The 20,286-nt window shown below is 72.1% G+C and carries 19 protein-coding genes; 14 read left to right on the top strand and 5 right to left on the bottom strand.

The genetic code is table 11. The annotated features are described in order from the left end of the window. Window positions 1-199: 199 nt before the first annotated feature. Window positions 200-3,739 (top strand): DNA polymerase III subunit alpha, encoded by a 3,540-nt coding sequence (dnaE, locus tag ACZ5WC_RS01090; protein WP_468538749.1) that lies wholly within the window; start codon window positions 200-202, stop codon window positions 3,737-3,739. A 92-nt stretch (window positions 3,740-3,831) separates the two neighbouring features. Here the strand turns inward: dnaE and ACZ5WC_RS01085 are convergent, their stop codons facing one another. Next, window positions 3,832-4,011 (bottom strand): hypothetical protein, encoded by a 180-nt coding sequence (locus ACZ5WC_RS01085; protein ID WP_468538748.1) that lies wholly within the window; start codon window positions 4,009-4,011, stop codon window positions 3,832-3,834. A 289-nt stretch (window positions 4,012-4,300) separates the two neighbouring features. On the opposite strand from ACZ5WC_RS01085, the gene ACZ5WC_RS01080 reads away from it, so the two are divergent. The 4 genes from ACZ5WC_RS01080 to ACZ5WC_RS01065 all read left to right on the top strand — a co-directional run bounded on the left by ACZ5WC_RS01080 (window position 4,301) and on the right by ACZ5WC_RS01065 (window position 8,452). Continuing rightward, window positions 4,301-5,563: an NYN domain-containing protein gene (locus ACZ5WC_RS01080; protein ID WP_468538747.1), complete on the top strand. Its 1,263-nt coding sequence runs from the start codon at window positions 4,301-4,303 to the stop codon at window positions 5,561-5,563. 152 nt (window positions 5,564-5,715) lie between these two features. Further along, entirely contained in the window at window positions 5,716-6,699 is a 984-nt protein-coding gene (locus ACZ5WC_RS01075) for an ABC transporter ATP-binding protein (protein WP_468539385.1), read from the top strand. A gap of 115 nt (window positions 6,700-6,814) precedes the next feature. Continuing rightward, entirely contained in the window at window positions 6,815-7,657 is an 843-nt protein-coding gene (locus tag ACZ5WC_RS01070; protein WP_468538745.1) for an ABC transporter permease, read from the top strand. 36 nt (window positions 7,658-7,693) lie between these two features. Next, a complete protein-coding gene (locus ACZ5WC_RS01065; RefSeq protein WP_468538744.1) occupies window positions 7,694-8,452 on the top strand; it encodes an ABC transporter permease in 759 nt (252 codons plus the stop codon). 88 nt (window positions 8,453-8,540) lie between these two features. Here the strand turns inward: ACZ5WC_RS01065 and ybaK are convergent, their stop codons facing one another. The 4 genes from ybaK to ACZ5WC_RS01045 all read right to left on the bottom strand — a co-directional run bounded on the left by ybaK (window position 8,541) and on the right by ACZ5WC_RS01045 (window position 12,686). After that, on the bottom strand, window positions 8,541-9,038 hold the full coding sequence (gene ybaK / locus ACZ5WC_RS01060; protein WP_468538742.1) for a Cys-tRNA(Pro) deacylase: 498 nt from the start codon (window positions 9,036-9,038) through the stop codon (window positions 8,541-8,543). A gap of 15 nt (window positions 9,039-9,053) precedes the next feature. Beyond that, window positions 9,054-9,818, bottom strand: coding sequence for an LON peptidase substrate-binding domain-containing protein (locus ACZ5WC_RS01055; protein ID WP_468538741.1), 765 nt, complete (start codon window positions 9,816-9,818; stop codon window positions 9,054-9,056). A 5-nt stretch (window positions 9,819-9,823) separates the two neighbouring features. Continuing rightward, window positions 9,824-10,864 (bottom strand): hypothetical protein, encoded by a 1,041-nt coding sequence (locus ACZ5WC_RS01050; protein ID WP_468538739.1) that lies wholly within the window; start codon window positions 10,862-10,864, stop codon window positions 9,824-9,826. A 220-nt stretch (window positions 10,865-11,084) separates the two neighbouring features. Further along, window positions 11,085-12,686: an oxidoreductase gene (locus ACZ5WC_RS01045; protein WP_468538738.1), complete on the bottom strand. Its 1,602-nt coding sequence runs from the start codon at window positions 12,684-12,686 to the stop codon at window positions 11,085-11,087. 159 nt (window positions 12,687-12,845) lie between these two features. Between ACZ5WC_RS01045 and hisD the strand changes: the two genes are divergently transcribed. The 9 genes from hisD (at window position 12,846) to ACZ5WC_RS01000 (ending at window position 20,242) form a co-directional block, all read left to right on the top strand. Further along, window positions 12,846-14,168 carry a histidinol dehydrogenase gene (hisD, locus tag ACZ5WC_RS01040; protein ID WP_468538736.1) on the top strand — a complete coding sequence of 441 codons (1,323 nt, stop codon included), beginning with the start codon at window positions 12,846-12,848 and terminating at the stop codon, window positions 14,166-14,168. Continuing rightward, a complete protein-coding gene (locus tag ACZ5WC_RS01035; protein ID WP_468538734.1) occupies window positions 14,165-15,298 on the top strand; it encodes a histidinol-phosphate transaminase in 1,134 nt (377 codons plus the stop codon). Before hisD ends, ACZ5WC_RS01035 begins: the two co-directional genes overlap by 4 nt. Further along, complete coding sequence (hisB, locus tag ACZ5WC_RS01030) at window positions 15,295-15,891, top strand: imidazoleglycerol-phosphate dehydratase HisB (protein WP_096631064.1); 597 nt, start codon at window positions 15,295-15,297, stop codon at window positions 15,889-15,891. Before ACZ5WC_RS01035 ends, hisB begins: the two co-directional genes overlap by 4 nt. Then, window positions 15,888-16,055 (top strand): hypothetical protein, encoded by a 168-nt coding sequence (locus ACZ5WC_RS01025; protein WP_179500280.1) that lies wholly within the window; start codon window positions 15,888-15,890, stop codon window positions 16,053-16,055. The genes hisB and ACZ5WC_RS01025 overlap by 4 nt, the downstream gene beginning before the upstream one ends. A 10-nt stretch (window positions 16,056-16,065) precedes the next feature. Beyond that, window positions 16,066-16,719, top strand: a complete 654-nt coding sequence (hisH, locus tag ACZ5WC_RS01020) for an imidazole glycerol phosphate synthase subunit HisH (RefSeq protein ID WP_096631062.1) — start codon at window positions 16,066-16,068, stop codon at window positions 16,717-16,719. After that, window positions 16,719-17,444: a bifunctional 1-(5-phosphoribosyl)-5-((5-phosphoribosylamino)methylideneamino)imidazole-4-carboxamide isomerase/phosphoribosylanthranilate isomerase PriA gene (gene priA, locus ACZ5WC_RS01015; RefSeq protein ID WP_468538732.1), complete on the top strand. Its 726-nt coding sequence runs from the start codon at window positions 16,719-16,721 to the stop codon at window positions 17,442-17,444. The genes hisH and priA overlap by 1 nt, the downstream gene beginning before the upstream one ends. After that, window positions 17,441-17,857: a RidA family protein gene (locus tag ACZ5WC_RS01010; RefSeq protein WP_468538731.1), complete on the top strand. Its 417-nt coding sequence runs from the start codon at window positions 17,441-17,443 to the stop codon at window positions 17,855-17,857. The genes priA and ACZ5WC_RS01010 overlap by 4 nt, the downstream gene beginning before the upstream one ends. Next, on the top strand, window positions 17,854-18,609 hold the full coding sequence (gene hisF, locus ACZ5WC_RS01005) for an imidazole glycerol phosphate synthase subunit HisF (protein WP_468538729.1): 756 nt from the start codon (window positions 17,854-17,856) through the stop codon (window positions 18,607-18,609). Before ACZ5WC_RS01010 ends, hisF begins: the two co-directional genes overlap by 4 nt. A 214-nt stretch (window positions 18,610-18,823) precedes the next feature. Continuing rightward, a complete protein-coding gene (locus tag ACZ5WC_RS01000) occupies window positions 18,824-20,242 on the top strand; it encodes a PucR family transcriptional regulator (RefSeq protein ID WP_468538727.1) in 1,419 nt (472 codons plus the stop codon). Window positions 20,243-20,286: the final 44 nt, after the last annotated feature.

Raw genomic sequence — 20,286 nt, 5'->3', positions numbered from 1 at the left:
TTGCTGCCTCCTGCTGTCGTTGGCGTACCTGGCGGGCCAACGGCCCACGTGACCGAGTGCATGACAAAACGGACACCGGTTCCGCCCTGTCCAACGCTCGGCGGAAGCCCGGAGTGCCCGCTGCCGGGCTCCTTCACGTCGTAGACTTCCACGCTGTCCCCCCGTCCGTCATCGCCCGACTTCCCGGAGGCCCGACGCCGTGACCAAGCCGCCCTTCACGCACCTGCACGTCCACACCCAGTACTCGCTGCTGGATGGTGCCGCGCGGCTCAAGGACATGTTCGAGGCGGCCAACGAGATGGGCATGACGCACATCGCGATGACCGACCACGGCAACCTCCACGGGGCGTACGACTTCTTCCACTCCGCGAAGAAGGCGGACGTCACACCGATCATCGGCATCGAGGCATACGTCGCCCCCGAGTCGCGCAAGCACAAGCGCAAGGTGCAGTGGGGGCAGCCGCACCAGAAGCGCGACGACGTGTCCGGTTCCGGTGGTTACACCCACAAGACGATCTGGGCGTCCAACAAGACGGGGCTGCACAACCTCTTCCGGCTCTCCTCCGACGCGTACGCCGAGGGCTGGCTCCAGAAGTGGCCCCGGATGGACAAGGAGACCATCTCCCAGTGGTCCGAGGGCCTCATCGCGTCCACCGGCTGCCCCTCCGGCGAGGTGCAGACCCGGCTGCGGCTCGGCCAGTTCGACGAGGCGGTCCAGGCGGCCTCCGACTACAAGGACATCTTCGGCGAGGGCAGGTACTTCCTGGAGCTGATGGACCACGGCATCGAGATCGAGCGCCGGGTCCGCGACGGGCTCCTGGAGATCGGCCGGAAGCTCGACATCCCGCCGCTGGTCACCAACGACTCCCACTACACGTACGCGCACGAGGCCACCGCCCACGACGCGCTGCTGTGCATCCAGACCGGCAAGAACCTCTCCGACCCGGACCGCTTCCGCTTCGACGGCACCGGCTACTACCTGAAGACGACGGAGGAGATGTACGCCATCGACTCCTCCGACGCCTGGCAGGAGGGGTGCGCCAACACCCTCCTGGTCGCCCAGCAGATCGACACCACCGGCATGTTCGAGGCGAAGAACCTCATGCCGAAGTTCGAGATCCCGGACGGCTTCACGGAGATCACCTGGTTCCAGGAGGAAGTCCGGAACGGGATGAAGCGCCGCTTCCCGAACGGCGTGCCCGACGACCGGCAGAAGCAGGTCGAGTACGAGATGGACATCATCATCCAGATGGGGTTCCCGGGGTACTTCCTGGTCGTCGCCGACTTCATCATGTGGGCCAAGAACAACGGCATCGCGGTCGGCCCCGGGCGCGGCTCGGCGGCCGGTTCGATCGTGGCGTACGCGATGGGCATCACCGACCTCGACCCGATCGAGCACGGGCTGATCTTCGAGCGGTTCCTCAACCCCGAGCGTGTCTCGATGCCCGATGTCGACATCGACTTCGACGAGCGCCGGCGCGTCGAGGTGATCCGGTACGTGACCGAGAAGTACGGCGCCGACAAGGTCGCCATGATCGGCACCTACGGCAAGATCAAGGCGAAGAACGCCATCAAGGACTCGGCCCGTGTGCTGGGCTACCCGTACGCGATGGGCGACCGGCTCACCAAGGCCATGCCCGCCGACGTGCTCGGCAAGGGCATCGACCTCAACGGCATCACCGACCCCAAGCACCCGCGCTACAGCGAGGCGGGCGAGATCCGGGGGATGTACGAGAGCGAACCGGACGTCAAGAAGGTCATCGACACCGCCAAGGGCGTCGAGGGCCTGGTGAGGCAGATGGGCGTGCACGCCGCCGGCGTCATCATGTCCAGCGAGCCGATCGTCGACCACGCGCCGCTCTGGACGCGACACACCGACGGCGTCACCATCACGCAGTGGGACTACCCGCAGTGCGAGTCGCTCGGCCTGCTGAAGATGGACTTCCTCGGCCTGCGCAACCTGACGATCATGGACGACGCCATCAAGATGGTGAAGTCCAACAAGGGCATCGACCTGGAGATGCTCCACCTGCCGCTGGACGACCCCAAGACGTACGAACTGCTCTGCCGGGGTGACACGCTCGGCGTCTTCCAGTTCGACGGCGGGCCGATGCGCTCCCTGCTGCGCCAGATGCAGCCCGACAACTTCGAGGACATCTCCGCCGTCTCGGCCCTCTACCGGCCGGGCCCGATGGGCATGAACTCGCACACGAACTACGCGGAGCGCAAGAACGGCCGCCAGGAGATCACCCCGATCCACCCGGAGCTGGAGGAGCCCCTCAAGGAGGTCCTCGGCCTCACCTACGGCCTGATCGTCTACCAGGAGCAGGTCCAGAAGGCCGCCCAGATCGTCGCCGGGTACTCGCTCGGCGAGGCCGACATCCTGCGCCGCGTGATGGGCAAGAAGAAGCCCGAGGAGCTGGCGAAGAACTTCGTCCTCTTCGAGAAGGGCGCCAAGGAGAAGGGCTTCTCCGACGCGGCGATCAAGGCGCTGTGGGACGTCCTGGTGCCGTTCGCCGGATACGCGTTCAACAAGGCGCACTCCTCGGCGTACGGTCTCGTCACCTACTGGACCGCGTACCTCAAGGCGAACTACCCCGCCGAGTACATGGCGGCCCTGCTGACCTCGGTCAAGGACGACAAGGACAAGTCCGCGGTCTACCTCAACGAGTGCCGCCGCATGGGCATCAAGGTGCTCCCGCCGAACGTCAACGAGTCGCTGTCCAACTTCGCCGCCCAGGGCGACGACGTGATCCTGTTCGGCCTGACCGCCGTCCGCAACGTCGGCCAGAACGTCGTCGACTCGATCATCCGCTCCCGCAAGGCGAAGGGGAAGTACAGCTCCTTCCCCGACTTCCTGGACAAGGTCGAGGCGGTCGTCTGCAACAAGCGCACCGTCGAATCGCTGATCAAGGCCGGCGCCTTCGACGAGATGGGCCACACCCGCAAGGGTCTCGTCGCCCACCACGAGCCGATGATCGACAACGTGGTCCAGGTCAAGCGCAAGGAGGCCGAGGGCCAGTTCGACCTCTTCGGCGGCATGGGCGAGGAGGAGAGCGACGAGCCGGGGTTCGGCCTCGACGTGGAGTTCTCCGACGTCGAGTGGGAGAAGGCCTACCTGCTCGCCCAGGAGCGGGAGATGCTCGGTCTGTACGTCTCCGACCACCCGCTCTTCGGCCTGGAGCACGTGCTGTCCGACAAGGCCGACGCCTCGATCTCCCAGCTCACCGGGGGGGACTACTCGGACGGCTCCGTCGTCACCGTCGGCGGCATCATCTCCGGCCTCCAGCGCAAGATGACCAAGCAGGGCAACGCCTGGGCCATCGCCACCGTGGAGGACCTCGCGGGCTCCATCGAGTGCATGTTCTTCCCCGCCACCTACCAGCTGGTCTCCACCCAGCTCGTCGAGGACACCGTCGTCTTCGTCAAGGGACGTCTGGACAAGCGCGAGGACGTGCCCCGGCTGGTCGCCATGGAGATGCAGGTCCCCGACATCTCCAACGCCGGGACCAATGCCCCGGTCGTCCTCACCATCCCCACCGTGAAGATCACCCCGCCGATGGTCACCCGGCTCGGTGAGGTGCTCAGCCACCACCGGGGCGACACCGAGGTGCGGATCAGGCTCCAGGGGCCGCGCACGACGACCGTGCTGCGCCTGGACCGGCACCGGGTCAAGCCCGACCCGGCGCTCTTCGGTGACCTGAAGGTGCTGCTCGGGCCGTCCTGCCTGGCCGGCTGAGCGGCCGCGTACGACGAGAGGGGCGTCCCGCCGGTGCGGGACGCCCCTCTCGCTGTCCTCAACGCATGTCTCTACCGCGAGCGGCCGACGCGTCAGTTGTGGCCGAAGCGCCGCTGATGCTTGCGCGCCACGTCGGCGGGACTGCCCTGGGCCTGCGCCTGCGGCTGGGTCTGCGACTCGTACGCCGCCGACTTCGCCTGCTCCGCACTACGCTCCGACGCGGACGCGCGGTCCTGCTGGCTGCCCTGCTTGCGGTTCTTGTTCTTGGCCATGGTGAATGCCTCCTGTGGGGAATCCTGGGGGGCCAGGACCGCTGTCAGACTCACACGGCACCGCAAAAGCCGCATGTTGGATCATTACCGTGCGTAGTGGTATGCGCAGTGGCCTCGCTGCCCCGTCATCCGCCCGGGCCCTTCCAGCTCTTTCCCGATCCGCCACGCCGATGATCCAGTTCCGGCCGTTAACCCTTCCGCGGTCGGGCAGACTCGAAGGAAACCCTGGGTAAGCGGACCCGGTCATCGAGGGGCGGGCCGCTGAACCGTTCCCGGATTCTGGAAGAGGGTGGAGAACGTGGACCGTTGCGTCGTCCTGGTGGACGCCGGCTACTTGCTGGGCGCAGCCGCGAGTCTGCTGGCCGGAGAGCCCGCCCGATCCCGTATCACCGTCGACCACGCGGCCCTCATCCAAGGGCTGCGGGAACGGGCCGAGGCCGACACCCAGCAACCCCTGCTGCGCATCTACTGGTTCGACGGCGCCCCCGACCGGGTGCCCCAGCCCGAACACCGCAGGCTGCGGGTCATGCCCCGGGTGACCGTTCGGCTGGGCGCCCTGACCCGCAGTGACGGGCGCTGGGCGCAGAAGGGCGTCGACGCGGCCATGCACGCGGAGCTCACCGAACTGGCCCGGAACCGCGCCTGCTCCGATGTGGTCCTGGTGACCGGCGACGGCGATCTGCTGCCCGGTCTGATGTCCGCCAAGGAACACGGCGTCGCCGTCCATCTGTGGGCCGTCCAGGCCGCCGACGGCGACTACAACCAGTCCGAGGACCTGGTCGCCGAGGCGGACGAACGCCGGGTCCTCGACCGGGCCTGGATCACCAAGGCCGTACGCGCCAAGGACACCGGCGGCGCCTGCGCCCCGCAGCCCGCCCCGCGCCCCGAGATCGCCGCGATCCTCTCCGCACCGCTGCCCGAGGCCGCTCTCGCCGCCTCCGCCGAGCGCGCCTCCGAGGCCCAGGCGGCCGCCGCCCGCAACGGCCCGGCCGCCCCCGAGAGCCCGGAGCCCCCCGCGGCCACCCCCGCGGCCCCCGGTGGCCACAAAGGCGTCCCCACCCCGAAGGACCTGGCCGCGCTGCGCGCCCATGCCACCCACCCGGACCGCCAGCAGCCGGCCCAGCCCGCGAGCGCCACCCTGCGCTGGTCCTCCGACAAGGGGTGGGTGGAGCGCGGCGGCCCCCTCGGGGAACCGGCGGAGACCGCGTCCCTGCCGACCCTCGCCCAGCTCACCAGCGCCGAACAGCGCTGGGCGGACCGGGAGGAGGACATCACCACCGTGGGCGGCGACCCCTTCGAGGTGGGCCAGGTCTTCGCCCGCCGCTGGATGGAACGCCTCCCGGAGACCGTCCACCTGCAGAAGCTGTCCACCATGTACCCGCGCGTCCCGCACCGCATCGACGGCGAACTGCTCCGGTACGCGGCCCGCTTCGGCCTCCTCGCCCACAAGGACGACCAGATCGACGAGCACGACCGCTACGCGATCCGGGCGGGCTTCTGGCGCGAGATCGACGTGCGCGCGGCCGCCGAACACGTGCCCGCCGGGGAGTAGGGCCTGCCGTAGCCGCGTGGCCGGGCGCCCCCGGCCGATCCCGCGGGCCCCGCGACGCGTGGTCCCCCCGGGCGTAAACCGGGGCGTGTGACCCCGTACCCTCGTACCTCGTGAGTACGGGCACAGCACAGGCGCAGAGAGGCACCGGCACCGTGTGCGCGGTGCGGGATCTGGTCAAGACCTATCCCGCCGTCCGGGGCCGCCGGGGAGCCGCCGCGACGCCCGAGGTCCGCGCCACCGACGGGATCAGCCTGGACGTCGAGCGCGGCGAGATCTTCGGACTGCTCGGCCCCAACGGCGCCGGAAAGTCCACCCTGGTCCGCCAGCTCACCGGGCTGATGCGGCCCGACTCCGGCAGCGTCGAGGTGCTGGGCCACGACCTCGTGCGCCACCCCGAGCGCGCCTCCCGGCTGATCGGCTACCTGGGGCAGGAGTCCACCGCCCTCGACGAGCTGACGGTCTCCCTGGCCGCCGAGACCACCGGACGGCTGCGCGGGCTACCGGTCCGCGAGGCCCGTGCCGAACGCGACGCCGTCCTGGAGGAGCTGGGCCTCACCCCGCTGGCCGGGCGGCCCCTGAAGAAGCTCTCCGGCGGTCAGCGGCGGCTCGCCTGCTTCGCCGCCACACTCGTCGGCGACCGGCCCGTCCTGGTCCTCGACGAACCGACCACCGGTATGGACCCGGTCGCCCGCCGCGCGGTCTGGGCGGCCGTCGACCGCCGCCGGGCGGAGCGCGGGGCCACGGTCCTGCTGGTCACCCACAACGTCATCGAGGCCGAGACCGTCCTCGACCGGGTCGCCGTCCTCGAACGCGGCCGGGTCATCGCCTGCGACACCCCCGCCGGCCTCAAGGAGCAGGTGGCCGGGGAGGTCCGCGTCGAGCTGGTGTGGCGCGAGCGGGCCCCGCTGGACGTCCCGGAGGTGGCGGCGCTGCGGCCCTCCGCGCAGGAGTCCGGGCGGCGCTGGGTGCTGCGGCTCGGCCCGGACGAGGCACGGGCGGCGGTCGCCGCGGTGACCGGCGGCGCGGCCTTCGCCGCGCTCGACGATTTCACCCTGGCCACGCCCAGCCTGGAGGATGTCTATCTCGCCCTCGGGGGAGACGCGGCCAATGCGACCAAGGGGCTGGTGAAGGCGTGAGGATGGGACGTGGGGCGCGGCTGCCGAACGCCGCGCGGGCGCTGTACGCAGTCGGTGTACGGGACGTGGTGGGCCCGGTGCGGGTACCGGACGGGTGTAAGGAGAGCGGCCTCAGGTGACGAGCATCATTCCGGCCAGGACCGCACCCTCGCGCGTCCGGCCCGAGCCCGGTGCCTCCGGCACGGCCCCCGCCCGTACCGTCTCCGCGCCCCTCGCGCCGCGCGCCCGGCTGCTGCCCTCGCTGGCCGCCGTCTACCGCGCCCAGCTCTCCCGGGCGCGGGTCGCCCGGATTCCGCTGCTCTTCGTGGCGACCTTCCAGTCCGTCGGGATCATGGTCCTGATGCGGGGCGTCGTGGACGGCGGGTCCGAGGCCCGCGCGGTGGTCGCCGGCTCCAGCGTCCTGGTCGTCGCGTTCGTCGCGCTCAACCTGCTCGCCCAGTACTTCGGCCAGCTCCGGGCGGGCGGCGGGCTCGACCACTACGCCACCCTGCCGGTGCCGCCCGCGGCGGTGGTTCTCGGGGCGGCCGCCGCGTACGCCTCGTTCACCGTGCCCGGCACGGTCTTCACGGCGGTCGCCGGGAGCGTGCTGTTCCAGCTGCCGCTGACCCACCTGTGGGTCCTGGCCGCTGTCATCCCGCTCTCCGGCGCGGCGCTGGCCGGTCTGGGCGCAGCCCTCGGGCTGCTCGCCCCGCGCCAGGAGCTGGCCACCCTGCTGGGGCAGCTCGGCATGTCCGCCGCCCTGCTGCTCGGGGTGCTGCCGGCCGACCGGCTGCCGGAGCCCGTGGGGTGGGCGCGTGATCTGCTTCCCTCCACGTACGGGGTCGAGGCGCTGGCCCGTTCCTTCGACGCCCGCCCGGACTGGGGGCTGATCGCCTTCTTCCTCGCGATCTGCGCGGTGGTGGGGGTGCTGTCGCTGGCCGTGGCCACGTGGGCGTACCGGCGGGCGGCCGTACGGTAGGGCCCGGCTGCGGCAGCCGGTGAGGCGGCGCACAGGGTGGCCTGGCACGATGGCACGGTGACCGCACCGTTGACGCCGCCGCACCAGCCGAACCCCCACGATCCGTGGCAGGCCCCGCCCTCGGGCTCCCACTTCGTCCCCTCCTCCGGCTCGCCGGACGACCCGGACACCGCCACGGAGCTCCGTCAGGCCGCCGCGGTCGTCGTCCTGGTCGCGCTCGCGGGCATCGGGCTCGGGCTGCTGTGGCTGTGGCTCGCGCCGCGGGTCCCGCTGGTATCCGACGAAACCGCCGTCTTCCTGGAGAACAGCGAGGGCGAGGAGGCGATCGGGGCGGACGGGACATTCGTCCTGCTCGCGATCGGGTTCGGTGTGCTCACGGCGGCCGCCGTCTTCTGGCGGCTGCGCCGCGGGGGCATCTTCGTGGTCCTGGGGCTGGCGCTGGGCGCGCTGCTCGGATCGCTGCTGGCGTGGCGGGTCGGCGTCTGGCTGGGGCCCTCGTCCGACGTGGTGGGCCGGGCCCGGGAGGTGGGCCAGGGCGTGACGTTCGACGCGCCGCTTGAGCTGCACGCGGTGTCGGTGGCGGCGCTGGTGTGGCCGTTCGCGGCCATGGCGATCCATCTGCTGCTGACCGCCGCGTTCGGGCCGCGGGACATGGAGCCGGACTGGTCGGCGTATTACGGGGGGCCGGTGCAGGGGCCCCTGGCGGGGCCGGCGTCGCCGTCGTCCTCGGGGTCGCCGTCGGCCGCGCCCCCGTCCTCACCGTCCTCGCCCCCCGCGGAGGGTGGGCCGGCCTAAGGGCTGTCCCGGGCTTGTTCCTCTTCCCGCCCCTTCCCGAAGCTGGAGAAGCCTTCCCAAGCGCCGGAGGGGCGGCCGATGGGGCGGCTCACCCCCGCGCGATCTCCGCGAACGTCGCCCCCGTCAGCTCCGCCAGATCACTCGCCGCCAGCTCCACCTCCAGGCCCCGCCGCCCCGCCGACACGCAGATCGTCGGGTGCGACCGCGCCGACGCGTCCAGCACCGTGCGCAGGCGCTTGCGCTGGCCCAGGGGGGAGATGCCGCCGCGTACGTAGCCGGTGGTGCGTTCCGCGGCCGCGGGGTCCGCCATCGTGGCGCGTTTGCCGCCCGCGGCGGCGGCCAGGGCCTTGAGGTCCAGGGAGCCCGCCACCGGGACCACCGCGACTGTCAGTTCGCCGTCCACGTCCGCCACCAGGGTCTTGAAGACCCGGTCGGGGGAGACGCCCAGGGCCTCGGCGGCCTCCTCGCCGTAGGAGGGGGAAGCCGGGTCGTGGTCGTAGGCGTGGACCGTGAAGGCGGTGCCCGCCGCGGTCAGGGCGACCGTGGCGGGGGTGCCGCCCGACTGCTTCTTGGGTTTCTTCGCCACCGGGGCCGGTCCTCCTCAGTTGGGGTGGGTGGGGGCGCGGGTCAGATCGGCCGCGGGCAGCGACGGCAGGTGCCGGATGACCGCGGTCTCCTTGCGCAGCAGCGTCAGCTCCTCGCGCAGGCGGGTCGCGGTGTCCGGGGCCTGGAGGAGGCGCTGCTTGGTGGGGATGTCCAGGACGGTGGCCGCCGCGACCAGGTACGAGACGACGGAAGGGTCGTCGGGGAGGTCCGCGCCGGTCGTCAGCGAGCGTTCGCTCGCTCCGGCCAGGCGCTTCTGGTACGAGCGGAACGCCCGCAGGACGCCCTCCGCGAGGGCTCCGGCCTCGTCGGCCTCGTCGTCGGCGGGCGGCTCCTCGGCCACCTCCTCCACCTCGGCGGTGAGGTAAGGGCCGTGGGTGTCGACGGAGAGCAGCCTGACCCGGGTGGTGCCGGTGGCCAGGACCTCGAAGCTGCCGTCGGCACGCTCGCGGATCGTCGCCGCGTCGGCGACGCAGCCGACCCGGTGGAAGGTCTGGATCGGGTCCGGGCCGAACCCCTCCGCCGGGGCGCGCTCGGAGGGAGGGGCCGCCGCGACGGTGTCCGGCATGCCGGTGGCCGTCGGGGCGATCTCGCGGCCGTCGCGGATCGCGACCACGACGAAGCGGCGAGGTTCGTCCTCGTCGCTCTTCAGCAGCTCCCGCATCATGGCGCGATATCGCTCTTCGAAGACGTTGAGCGGCAGCACCAGGCCGGGGAACAGCACCGCGTTGAGCGGGAAAAGGGGAAGGCGGGCGGTGGTCACAGCGCTCAAGCGTAATGGCCGCGGGGACGGCCGCGGTCGGCCCGGTTGCGCAAGGGGGTCAGGGAGGCCACCTGGAGGCGTGCTCCGTCGCGTGCGTCGAGGAACCGGCCCAGGGCGTCGTCGGAGACGGAGGACCACGGGAACGACGTCGCGTACAGGCCGATCAGCGTGAACTGGTCCAGTGCCTCGGCCCAGCGGCCCCGGGCGAGCAGGACGTACGCGAGGAGGTTGCGGACCTCGGCGGGCCACGGGTCGCCGGGGCGGTAGGCGGCGGAGAGCCTGATCGCCGGATCGACCGCCGCGTCGATCCGCTCCTCCAGTACGGAGGTGGTCCGGCCCGCCGCCTGGCTGTCCAGGAGCAGCGCGAAGGCCGCCCGGACCGGCAGCGCCTGCACGAGGGAGTCGGGCAGCGCGTCCTCGGCGGCCCGCTCGGCGAAGTCGAAGCACTCGCGGTGAGAGCCGTACCAGGCGGCCGACAGGTAGCGCAGGGCCGCCACATGGCAGCCGTAGTGGTGCCGGGAGCGGCGCACCGCCTGTTCCCACAGCGTCTCGAAGGCGGTGTGCGTGGCGTGGGTGCCGCGGGCGTGGTCCAGGGCGAGCCGCCACGGCACCGGGTCGCGCGGGTCGGCCTCGGCCGCCGCGGTGATCATCGGGCCGACCTCGCGGAGCCGTTCCGCGCGGGCGGGCGACTCCCAGGCCCGGCGCACCGACAGCTCCGCCTTGACGAGCAGCGCGTCCGGGTCGCGCGGGGCGGCGGCCAGCCAGTCGACGAGCCAGCCGTCCCGGCTGCGGGCGAACGCGACGAGCCGCCCGAGGTAGCGGTCGCGGTTCTCCCACTCGGCCGCGTCCCGGGTGGTGGCGAGCAGCTTGGCGGCCGGTTCGTAGTCGCCCAGGGCGGCGGCGACCAGCGCGGGAGAGAGCCGCTCGTCGGGGGCGTCGAGCAGTACCGCGTCATCCGCGGACAGGCCGGCGGACAGCGGAGGGCTGTGCCGGACCATGCGCGCGGTACGGAGCAGAGCGCGAAGGAAAGCCATGGTGCAGACCATTGAAAAGCGCTGGTGAGGGCCGCGCCAGAGGTGTGCTGTGAAGCTTCTGTGCCGAGTGGATGGGTTGTACCGGGCCAGGTCAAGAAAAGGCAAAGAAAAGAGCATCAGATGGCTTGAATTCGACCTCCTGTCGTGCTCGTTCACCTCGGTGGTCACCGCTCGCGGGGGCCCGGATGCCCGGTCCCGGACGCCTTCCGACCGGTTCGACCTGGCCTTTCGATCAGCCCCTGCGCAGCAGCCGGGACGCCCCCGCCGCCACCGTGGTGGCCAGAACCCATCCCACCAGCACTAGGGCGGCCGCCGCCCACTGCCAGCCGCCCTCCATCCGCCAGTAGCCGTCCTGGCCGAGGTTGATCACCGGGATCAGGAGGTCCAGCGCGTAGAGGGTCGGATTCCACAGCGGCGCCGCGTCGTCCTGGATCGGCACCGGGTCGTACTGGGCGAACGCCGCAGCGCCCGCCGCCCAGAGCAGCGCCATCCACACCGCCGCCCGCCCCGGCCGGTAGCCGTACGCCACCGTCCAGTCCTGGAGGAACCCCCAGGCCTTCGCGGCGGGCGGCAGCGTCTCCCGGCGGCGCCGCTGCTTGGCCAGCAGCACCTCCCGCGCGTCCGCGTCCTCGCCGCTGCCCCGCAACACCGTCGCCAGCCGCTCGTACGGTTCGGGCACGTACTCCGGGGTCGCCGCCGACACCCACTCCAGCCGCCGCGAGAGCGGGAAGTGGCCGTACGGGACGAGGTTCTCGTAGACGAAGCCGCCCATCGCCAGACCGCCCGGGCCCGGCCAGCTCGTCGACAGGTCGATCAGCGTGACCACCTTCGCCCCGTTCAGCACGACCCGGCCCTCCTCGGGGCGCTCCGCGTTGAACCGCAGCTCCGGCGTGACGATCCGGCGCAGCGACAGCTCCTCCTGCCGGGTCATCGTGAACCGGGCCTTGTGCAGGTCCACCGCGTCCCCGAACCGCCCGTCGTCCAGCCGTACCCCGCCCCTGCACTCGAAGATCTGCGACCGGGTGCCGCGCGCCGGGGTCGGGGCGTAGACCACGCCGTACGGGGGAGTGGTGCCCTGGTTCCCCGTGTCGACGTTCACCCACGCCTCGGTCATGTAGAGCGTGCGCTCCACCGTCAGCTGCGGGGCGTTCAGCGCGCGCCGGTCCGTTCCGGCACGCAGTCGGCTGCCCCGCAGGCTCAGCGAACCGCCCACCTTCGCGCCGCGCAGGCTCAGCTCGCCGCGCGTCTCGATCATCTCGGCCTGGAGGTCCTGCGCGACCGCCATACCGTCCCCGGCCAAGGCCTGCCCGTGCCGGTCGGGGCCCACGCTGAGCTGGTTGAGCAGGAGATCCGTGCCGATCTGGGCGTCGGTCAGCCGGATGCCCCGCTCGATCCGGCAGCGCGGCAGATGCAGATCGCCCTCCGTGTGCAGCCGCGCGGCCTCCAGGCGGGGCAGCGCGCATCCCACCAGCCGCAAGGTCGTGAAGTGGCACTCCGGGAGCACCAGCTCCTGCTCGATCCGGCAGCCGGTCAGCTCCACGTACGGAGCCACCCGGCCGCCCGCCAGATCCAGCTTCCCGGTGATCCGCACCCCCCGGAGCTTCAGCGCCGCCACCCGGCCGGGCCGGGCGGGCGGCCCGCTCAGCAGCAGCCGCGCCACGGTGCGCGCTCCCACACTTCGCTCGGGGCCCCACGCGTGCGGGGCGAACGGATCGTTGCGGGTCGGGTCGTAGGTACGTAAGTCGTAGGTGGTCCCGTTGCGGAAGGACTGCCACATGCCCAGCTCCGCTGCGCTGAGGCCGTCCGGGATATCGCCTTCGTGCGGCTCGGTCACGGCCGCTCCCTCCGTGCACACGTGCTGTAGTGCTGTTCTTCCCTCTCTGTGACGCGGTGAAAGCTAGCGGTCAGCAGTGACAGCCGGTCATGGCCGAGACATGTATCAGCCAGTGATACGGGCGACCGGCGGCCTGCGGCGGTCTGCGAGAATTGCCGTGTGATCTCTCGAATCGATCTGCGCGGCGACGTCCTCCCCGAGGGCGCCGCCCTGCGCGACCTGCTGCCCCGTGCCGAGTTCGACGTGGAAGCCGCCCTGGAGACGGTGCGGCCCATCTGCGAGGACGTACGCCATCGTGGCTCCGCGGCAGTGATCGAGTGGGGGGAGAAGTTCGACGGTGTCCGGATCCCGTCGGTCCGGGTGCCGGCCGAGGCCCTCTCCCTGGCCCTGAAGGAGCTGGATCCCGCCGTCCGCGCGGCGCTGGAGGAGTCGATCCGCCGCGCCCGCCTCGTCCACCGCGAGCAGCGCCGCACCAGGCACACCACCCAGGTCGTCCCCGGCGGCACCGTCACCGAGAAGTGGGTCCCCGTCGAGCGCGTCGGGCTCTACGTCCCCGGCGGCCGCTCGGTCTACCCCTCCTCCGTCGTGATGAACGTCGTCCCGGCCCAGGAGGCGGGCGTCGAGGGCGTCGCCGTCGCCTCCCCGCCGCAGAAGGACTTCGACGGGCTGCCCCACCCCACGATCCTCGCCGCCTGCGCCCTGCTCGGTGTGGACGAGGTGTACGCGGCGGGCGGCGCCCAGGCCGTCGCGATGTTCGCGTACGGCACCGAGGACTGCCTCCCGGTCAACCTGGTCACCGGCCCCGGCAACATCTACGTCGCCGCCGCCAAGCGCCTCCTCAAGGGCCGTATCGGCATCGACGCCGAGGCCGGGCCCACCGAGATCGCGATCCTCGCCGACGCCACCGCCGACCCGGCGCACGTGGCCGCCGACCTGATCAGCCAGGCCGAGCACGACCCGATGGCCGCCGCCGTCCTGGTCACCGACTCCGAGGAGCTGGCCGCCGCGACGGAGGCCGAGCTGGTCCCGCAGGTCGCCGCCTCCAAGCACGTCAAGGACCGCATCGAGCCCGCCCTCGCGGGCCGCCAGTCCGCGATCGTCCTGGTCTCCTCGGTCGAGGACGGACTCAAGGTCGTCGACGCGTACGGCGCCGAGCACCTGGAGATCCAGACCGCCGACGCCGCCGCCGTGGCCGACCGGGTCCGGAACGCCGGGGCGATCTTCGTCGGTCCCTGGTCCCCGGTCTCGCTGGGCGACTACTGCGCCGGTTCCAACCACGTCCTGCCCACCGGTGGCTGCGCCTGCCACTCCTCGGGCCTCTCCGTGCAGTCCTTCCTGCGCGGCATCCACATCGTCGACTACACCCGCGACGCGCTCGCCGAGGTCACCCACCATGTCGTGACCCTCGCCGAGGCGGAGGACCTCCCCGCCCACGGCGCCGCGATGAAGGCACGGTTCGGATGGAAGGTCCCGCAGCAGTGACGAACGGCAGCGACACCACCCCGCGCAACCCCTGGGACGAACTCCCCATCCGCGACGAGCTGCGCGGCCAGTCCCCGTACGGAGCACCCCAGCTCGACGTCCCCGTACGCCTCAACACCAACGAGAACCCCTACCCGCTGCCCGAAGCGCTCGTCGACCGGATCGCCGAGCGGGTCCGCGAGGCCGCCCGCGACCTCAACCGCTACCCCGACCGGGACGCCGTCGAGCTCCGCACCGAGCTGGCCCGCTACCTCACCCGCACCGCCGGGTACGAGGTGGGGGCCGCCAACGTCTGGGCCGCCAACGGCTCCAACGAGGTCCTTCAGCAGCTGCTCCAGACCTTCGGCGGGCCCGGCCGCACCGCGATCGGCTTCGAACCCTCGTACTCCATGCACGCCCTGATCTCCCGGGGCACCGGCACCGGCTGGATCTCCGGCCCGCGCTCGGCGGACTTCACCATCGACGTGGAAGCCGCCCGCGCCGCCATCGCCGAGCACCGGCCCGAGGTCGTCTTCATCACCTCGCCCAACAATCCCACCGGCACCGCCGTGGCGGCCGGGACCGTCCTCGCCCTGTACGAGGCCGCCCAGGCCGCCGGGCCCTCGGTCGTCGTCGTGGACGAGGCGTACGGCGAGTTCAGCCACCACCCCTCGCTGCTCCCGCTGATCGAGGGCCGCCGCAACCTGATCGTCTCGCGGACCATGTCCAAGGCGTTCGGCGCGGCAGGACTGCGCCTGGGCTACCTCGCCGCCGACGCGGCCGTCGTCGACGCCGTCCAGCTGGTGCGCCTGCCGTACCACCTCTCCTCCGTCACCCAGGCCACCGCGCTCGCCGCCCTGGAGCACACCGATACGCTGCTGGGGTACGTCGCGCAGCTCAAGAGCGAACGCGACCGGCTGGTGGCCGAGCTGCGCGCCATCGGCTACGAGGTCACCGAGTCGGACGCCAACTTCGTCCAGTTCGGCCGCTTCGACGACAGTCACGCCGTCTGGCAGCGGATCCTCGACCGGGGCGTCCTGGTCCGGGACAACGGCGTGCCGGGATGGCTGCGGGTCACCGCAGGAACCCCGGCAGAGAACGACGCGTTCCTCGATGCGGTACGCGAAATCAAGAAGGAGCACGACGCATGAGCCCCCGCGTAGGCCGCGTGGAACGCACCACGAAGGAAACGTCCGTGCTGGTCGAGATCAACCTCGACGGCACCGGAAAGGTCGATGTCGCCACCGGGGTCGGCTTCTACGACCACATGCTCGACCAGCTCGGCCGCCACGGCCTCTTCGACCTCACGGTCAAGACCGACGGCGACCTGCACATCGACACCCACCACACCATCGAGGACACCGCCCTCGCGCTCGGCGCCGCCTTCAAGCAGGCCCTCGGCGACAAGGTCGGCATCTACCGCTTCGGCAACTGCACCGTCCCGCTCGACGAGTCGCTCGCCCAGGTCACCGTCGACCTCTCCGGCCGCCCCTACCTGGTGCACACCGAGCCGGAGAACATCGCGCCGATGATCGGCACGTACGACACGACGATGACCCGGCACATCCTGGAGTCCTTCGTCGCCCAGGCGCAGATCGCCCTGCACGTCCACGTGCCGTACGGGCGCAACGCCCACCACATCGTCGAGTGCCAGTTCAAGGCGCTCGCCCGCGCCCTGCGCTATGCCGCCGAGCACGACCCGCGCGCCGCGGGCATCCTGCCCTCCACGAAGGGCGCCCTGTGACCGGCCTCAACACCATCCTGATCGTCGTCGGCCTCTTCCTGGCCGGCGGCGTCTACTCCTTCGCCAAGCAGGGGATGCCCAAGGGCGTCATCGTGCTGCTGTCGATCGGCTCCGTGATGTGCCTGGTGGCGGGCGTCCTGCGGATCCAGGGCCTGTGGGACTGAGAGGCACGCTGTGACTGACAAAACGACTGGCAGGAAAAAGGTCGTCGTCTTCGACTACGGCTTCGGCAACGTCCGCTCCGCGGAGCGGGCCCTCGCCCACGTCGGCGCGGACGTCGAGATCACCCGCGACTACGACCGCGCGATGGCCGCCGACGGGCTCCTCGTCCCCGGCGTCGGCGCGTTCTCCGCCTGTATGGACGGGCTGAAGCGGGCCCGCGGCGACTGGATCATCGGCCGCAGGCTCTCCGGAGGCCGCCCCGTCATGGGCATCTGCGTCGGGATGCAGATCCTGTTCGAGCGCGGCATCGAGCACGGTGTGGAGACCGAGGGCCTGGACGAGTGGCCCGGTACGGTCGGACCCCTGAAGGCGGACGTCGTCCCGCACATGGGCTGGAACACCGTCGAGGCCCCCGAGGACTCCCGGCTCTTCGCGGGACTGGACCCCGAGGCCCGCTTCTACTTCGTGCACTCCTACGCGGCGCACGACTGGTCCCTCGAAGTCACCAACGCCAAGATCCGTGCCCCCAGGGTCACCTGGGCCACACACGGCGAACGGTTCGTGGCCGCCGTGGAGAACGGCGCGCTGTGGGCCACCCAGTTCCACCCCGAGAAGTCCGGCGATGCCGGCGCCCAGCTGCTGACCAACTGGATCGAGACGCTGTAATGCCGAAGCTTGAACTGCTCCCCGCCGTCGACGTCCGTGACGGCCAGGCCGTCCGCCTCGTCCACGGCGAGTCCGGCTCCGAGACCTCCTACGGCTCCCCGCTGGAGGCCGCCCTCGCCTGGCAGCGCGCCGGGGCCGAGTGGCTGCACCTCGTCGACCTGGACGCCGCCTTCGGCACCGGCGACAACCGGGAACTGATCGCCGAGGTCGCCGGGGCCATGGACATCAAGGTCGAGCTGTCCGGCGGCATCCGCGACGACGCCTCGCTGGAGGCCGCCCTCGCCACCGGCTGCCGCCGCGTCAACCTCGGCACCGCCGCCCTGGAGACCCCGGAGTGGGTCGCCAAGGTCATCGCCGAGCACGGCGACAAGATCGCCGTCGGCCTGGACGTTCGGGGCACCACCCTGCGCGGCCGCGGCTGGACCCGCGACGGCGGCGACCTCTACGAGACCCTGGCCCGCCTCGACTCCGAGGGCTGCGCCCGCTACGTCGTCACCGACATCGCCAAGGACGGCACCCTCCAGGGCCCCAACCTGGGCCTGCTGCGGGACGTCTGCGCCGCCACCGACCGCCCGGTCGTCGCCTCCGGCGGGGTCTCCTCGCTCGACGACCTCCGGGCGATCTCCCTCCTCGTCCCCGAAGGCGTCGAGGGCGCGATCGTCGGCAAGGCGCTGTACGCGAAGGCGTTCACCCTGGAAGAGGCGCTCAAGGCGGTAGCCGTATGACGGACACCCCCGCCCCCGCCACCGCCGTGCGCCGGATCTCCACCGGCGCCCCCTGGGAGGAGAAGTTCGGCTACTCGCGTGCCGTCGAGCTTCCCAACGGGCTCGTCCTGGTGGCGGGCTGCACCTCCGTGGTGAACGGCCAGATCTCCGCGGGCTCCCCGTACGAGCAGGCGGTCACCGCCTTCGGCGTCGCGTTCGCGGCGCTGGAGCAGGCGGGCCTCGCCCGCGAGGACGTCGTCCGCACCCGGATGTACCTCACGCACGCCCGGGACGTCGACGATGTCGGCCGCGCCCACAAGGAGCTGTTCGACGCCGTGCGCCCCGCCGCCTCCATGATCATCGTGTCCGGGTTCGTCGACCCGAGCCTGGTCGTCGAGGTCGAGGTCGAGGCCTACCGGGGAGGCACGAAGTGAGCCTCGCCGTACGTGTCATCCCCTGCCTGGACGTCGACAACGGCCGGGTCGTCAAGGGCGTCAACTTCCAGAACCTGCGCGATGCCGGTGACCCCGTCGAGATGGCCAAGCTGTACGACGCCGAGGGCGCCGACGAGCTGACCTTCCTCGACATCACCGCCTCCAGCGGCGACCGCGAGACGACGTACGACGTGGTCCGCCGCACCGCCGAGCAGGTCTTCATCCCGCTCACCGTCGGCGGCGGCGTCCGCACCCCCGACGACGTGGACAAGCTGCTGCGCGCCGGAGCGGACAAGGTCGGCGTCAACACCGCCGCCATCGCCCGCCCCGACCTCATCCGCGAGATCGCCGAACGCTTCGGACGCCAGGTCCTGGTGCTCTCCGTCGACGCCCGCCGCACCCCGGAGGGCAGCTTCGAGGTCACCACCCACGGCGGACGCAGGGGCACCGGCATCGACGCCGTCGAATGGGCGCACCGGGCCGCCGAGCTGGGCGCGGGCGAGATCCTGCTCAACTCGATGGACGCCGACGGTACGAAGGACGGCTACGACACCGAGATGATCGAGGCGGTGCGGGGGCACGTCACCGTCCCCGTCATCGCCTCCGGCGGCGCGGGCCGGCTCGCGGACTTCGCCCCGGCGATCGAGGCGGGCGCCGACGCGGTGCTCGCCGCCTCCGTCTTCCACTTCGGGGACCTGCGGATCTCCGAGGTCAAGGGCGCCCTGCGGGAAGCGGGCCACCCCGTCCGCTGACGCAGGGGGTGTACCGGGGTCCTGCAACGCCCGCCGTCTGCCGCCGGGGGTTGCAGGACCGTGATGACCAGTTCCGCGCAGACCCCTAGGTACCGACTGGGCGGTATGTCATTCTGCGGGCGTCAGGATCGTTCGGCCGCGCTCGCGCCCTGCCGGGCCGGGTGCGCCGGGCCGGCCGATTCGCGCGGCCGGCCGATTCCCGGTGGAGGCCGCCATGCCACAGCTCGTACGTTCGCGGATCGGGGCGCTGCACGGACCGCCCGCCGCGACGCCGTTGCCGCAGCGCCTGCGTTCCCTGGCCGACCGTGAGGCCGTCGATGTGCTGCACCGGGCCGCCCGGGTCCTCGTCGCCGGGCTGCCGGCCCTCACCGACAGGCTCGTCGAGGCCCTGTACGAACAGGAGCCCGGCTACCGGGCGGCCATCGACGCCGACCGGGCCGAGGTCTGGCAGGAGGTCCACCACTCGCTGCGGCACAACGTCGGCTCGCTCATCCGGCCCCGGGAGTTCCGGGAGGCCGCCCACCGCACGTCCCGGGGGATCGGCGAGATCCGCGCCGAACAGGGCGTCCCGCTCGACGCCGTCCTGCACGCGTTCCGGATGGGCGGCGCGATGGTCTGGCAGGACCTCGTGGACGAGACCGCCCGCCGCGACCCGGACGACGTACGGCTGCTCGTCCATGTCGCCGCCGACGTCTGGAACTTCGTCGACGAGCACTGCGGAATCGTCGCGGACGCCTACCGGCAGGCCGAGCGGCGGCTGTCCTGGCGGCGCGAGAACCGGCAGCGGCTCATGGTCGCGGCCCTGCTCGACGGGACCGCCCGGATCGCGGACCTCGCCGAGGCGGCCGCCATGCTGGGGCTGCCGGAGCAGGGCCGGTACGCGGTGCTCGCGGTGGCCACCACCGGACGGGGGCGGCAGCCCGCCGCCGCTGCGGGCGGGTCGCGGCACGCCGCGGGGCCTGCGGTGGCCGCCGCAGGCCCGGGCGGCCCGCAGCCCGCGCGGCATGCCGAGCAGGGGCCGCGGTCCGTGCGGTCGGCCGCTCAGGGGCGGCAGCCCGCCGCCTGTCCGCCCTTGACGCTGCCCTCCTCGTTCCCGGGGGCGGCGGTGCTCTGGCACCCGGGCCCGGATGCCGAGTTCGCGATCCTGCCGCTGACGGGCCCGCCGGGTGAACTGAGCGCGCTGGCCGCCGAACTGACCGCCCCGGCCGGGACCCGCGCCGCGATCGGCTCCGCCGTCGAGGGGCTGGCCGCGCTCGGTGACGCCCGGCGGCTGGCGGAGACCGCGCTGCGCGCCTGTCCCGCCTCCGGCGGCACCGTCCTGCTCGACGAGCACCTCCCGGACGCCCTCGTCGTGTCCTCCCCGGCCCTCGGCTCCGCGCTGGCCGACCGGGTGCTGGGCCCACTGGACCGGCTGGACCCCGCCGACCGGGACGTCATCGTGGAGACCCTCACCGCCTGGCTGGACGCGGACGGCTCGGCACAGCGGGCGGGCGCGCGGCTGTACTGCCACCGCAACACCGTCCTCAACCGCCTCCGCCGCTTCGAACAGCTCACCGGCCGCTGCCTGACCCGCCCCCGGGACGCGGTAGAGGTCTCGCTCGCCCTGGCCGCGCGGCGGCTGCTCGGCACCTGAAGAACTCCACAACAAATATTGCGCAATTATTCTTGCGCAACTTC

Source organism: Streptomyces sp. NPDC033165 (assembly GCF_055577965.1).
This window is presented reverse-complemented; position numbering and strand designations above follow the sequence as displayed.

Excerpts from the sequence above, each read along its gene's own strand:
- ACZ5WC_RS01085 (WP_468538748.1), bottom strand. The coding sequence starts at position 4,011 with ATGGCCAAGAACAAGAACCGCAAGCAGGGCAGCCAGCAGGACCGCGCG.
- ACZ5WC_RS01050 (WP_468538739.1), bottom strand. The coding sequence starts at position 10,864 with ATGGTCTGCACCATGGCTTTCCTTCGCGCTCTGCTCCGTACCGCGCGC.
- hisB (WP_096631064.1), top strand. The coding sequence starts at position 15,295 with ATGAGCCCCCGCGTAGGCCGCGTGGAACGCACCACGAAGGAAACGTCC.
- priA (WP_468538732.1), top strand. The coding sequence starts at position 16,719 with ATGCCGAAGCTTGAACTGCTCCCCGCCGTCGACGTCCGTGACGGCCAG.
- ACZ5WC_RS01010 (WP_468538731.1), top strand. The coding sequence starts at position 17,441 with ATGACGGACACCCCCGCCCCCGCCACCGCCGTGCGCCGGATCTCCACC.
- ACZ5WC_RS01000 (WP_468538727.1), top strand. The coding sequence starts at position 18,824 with ATGCCACAGCTCGTACGTTCGCGGATCGGGGCGCTGCACGGACCGCCC.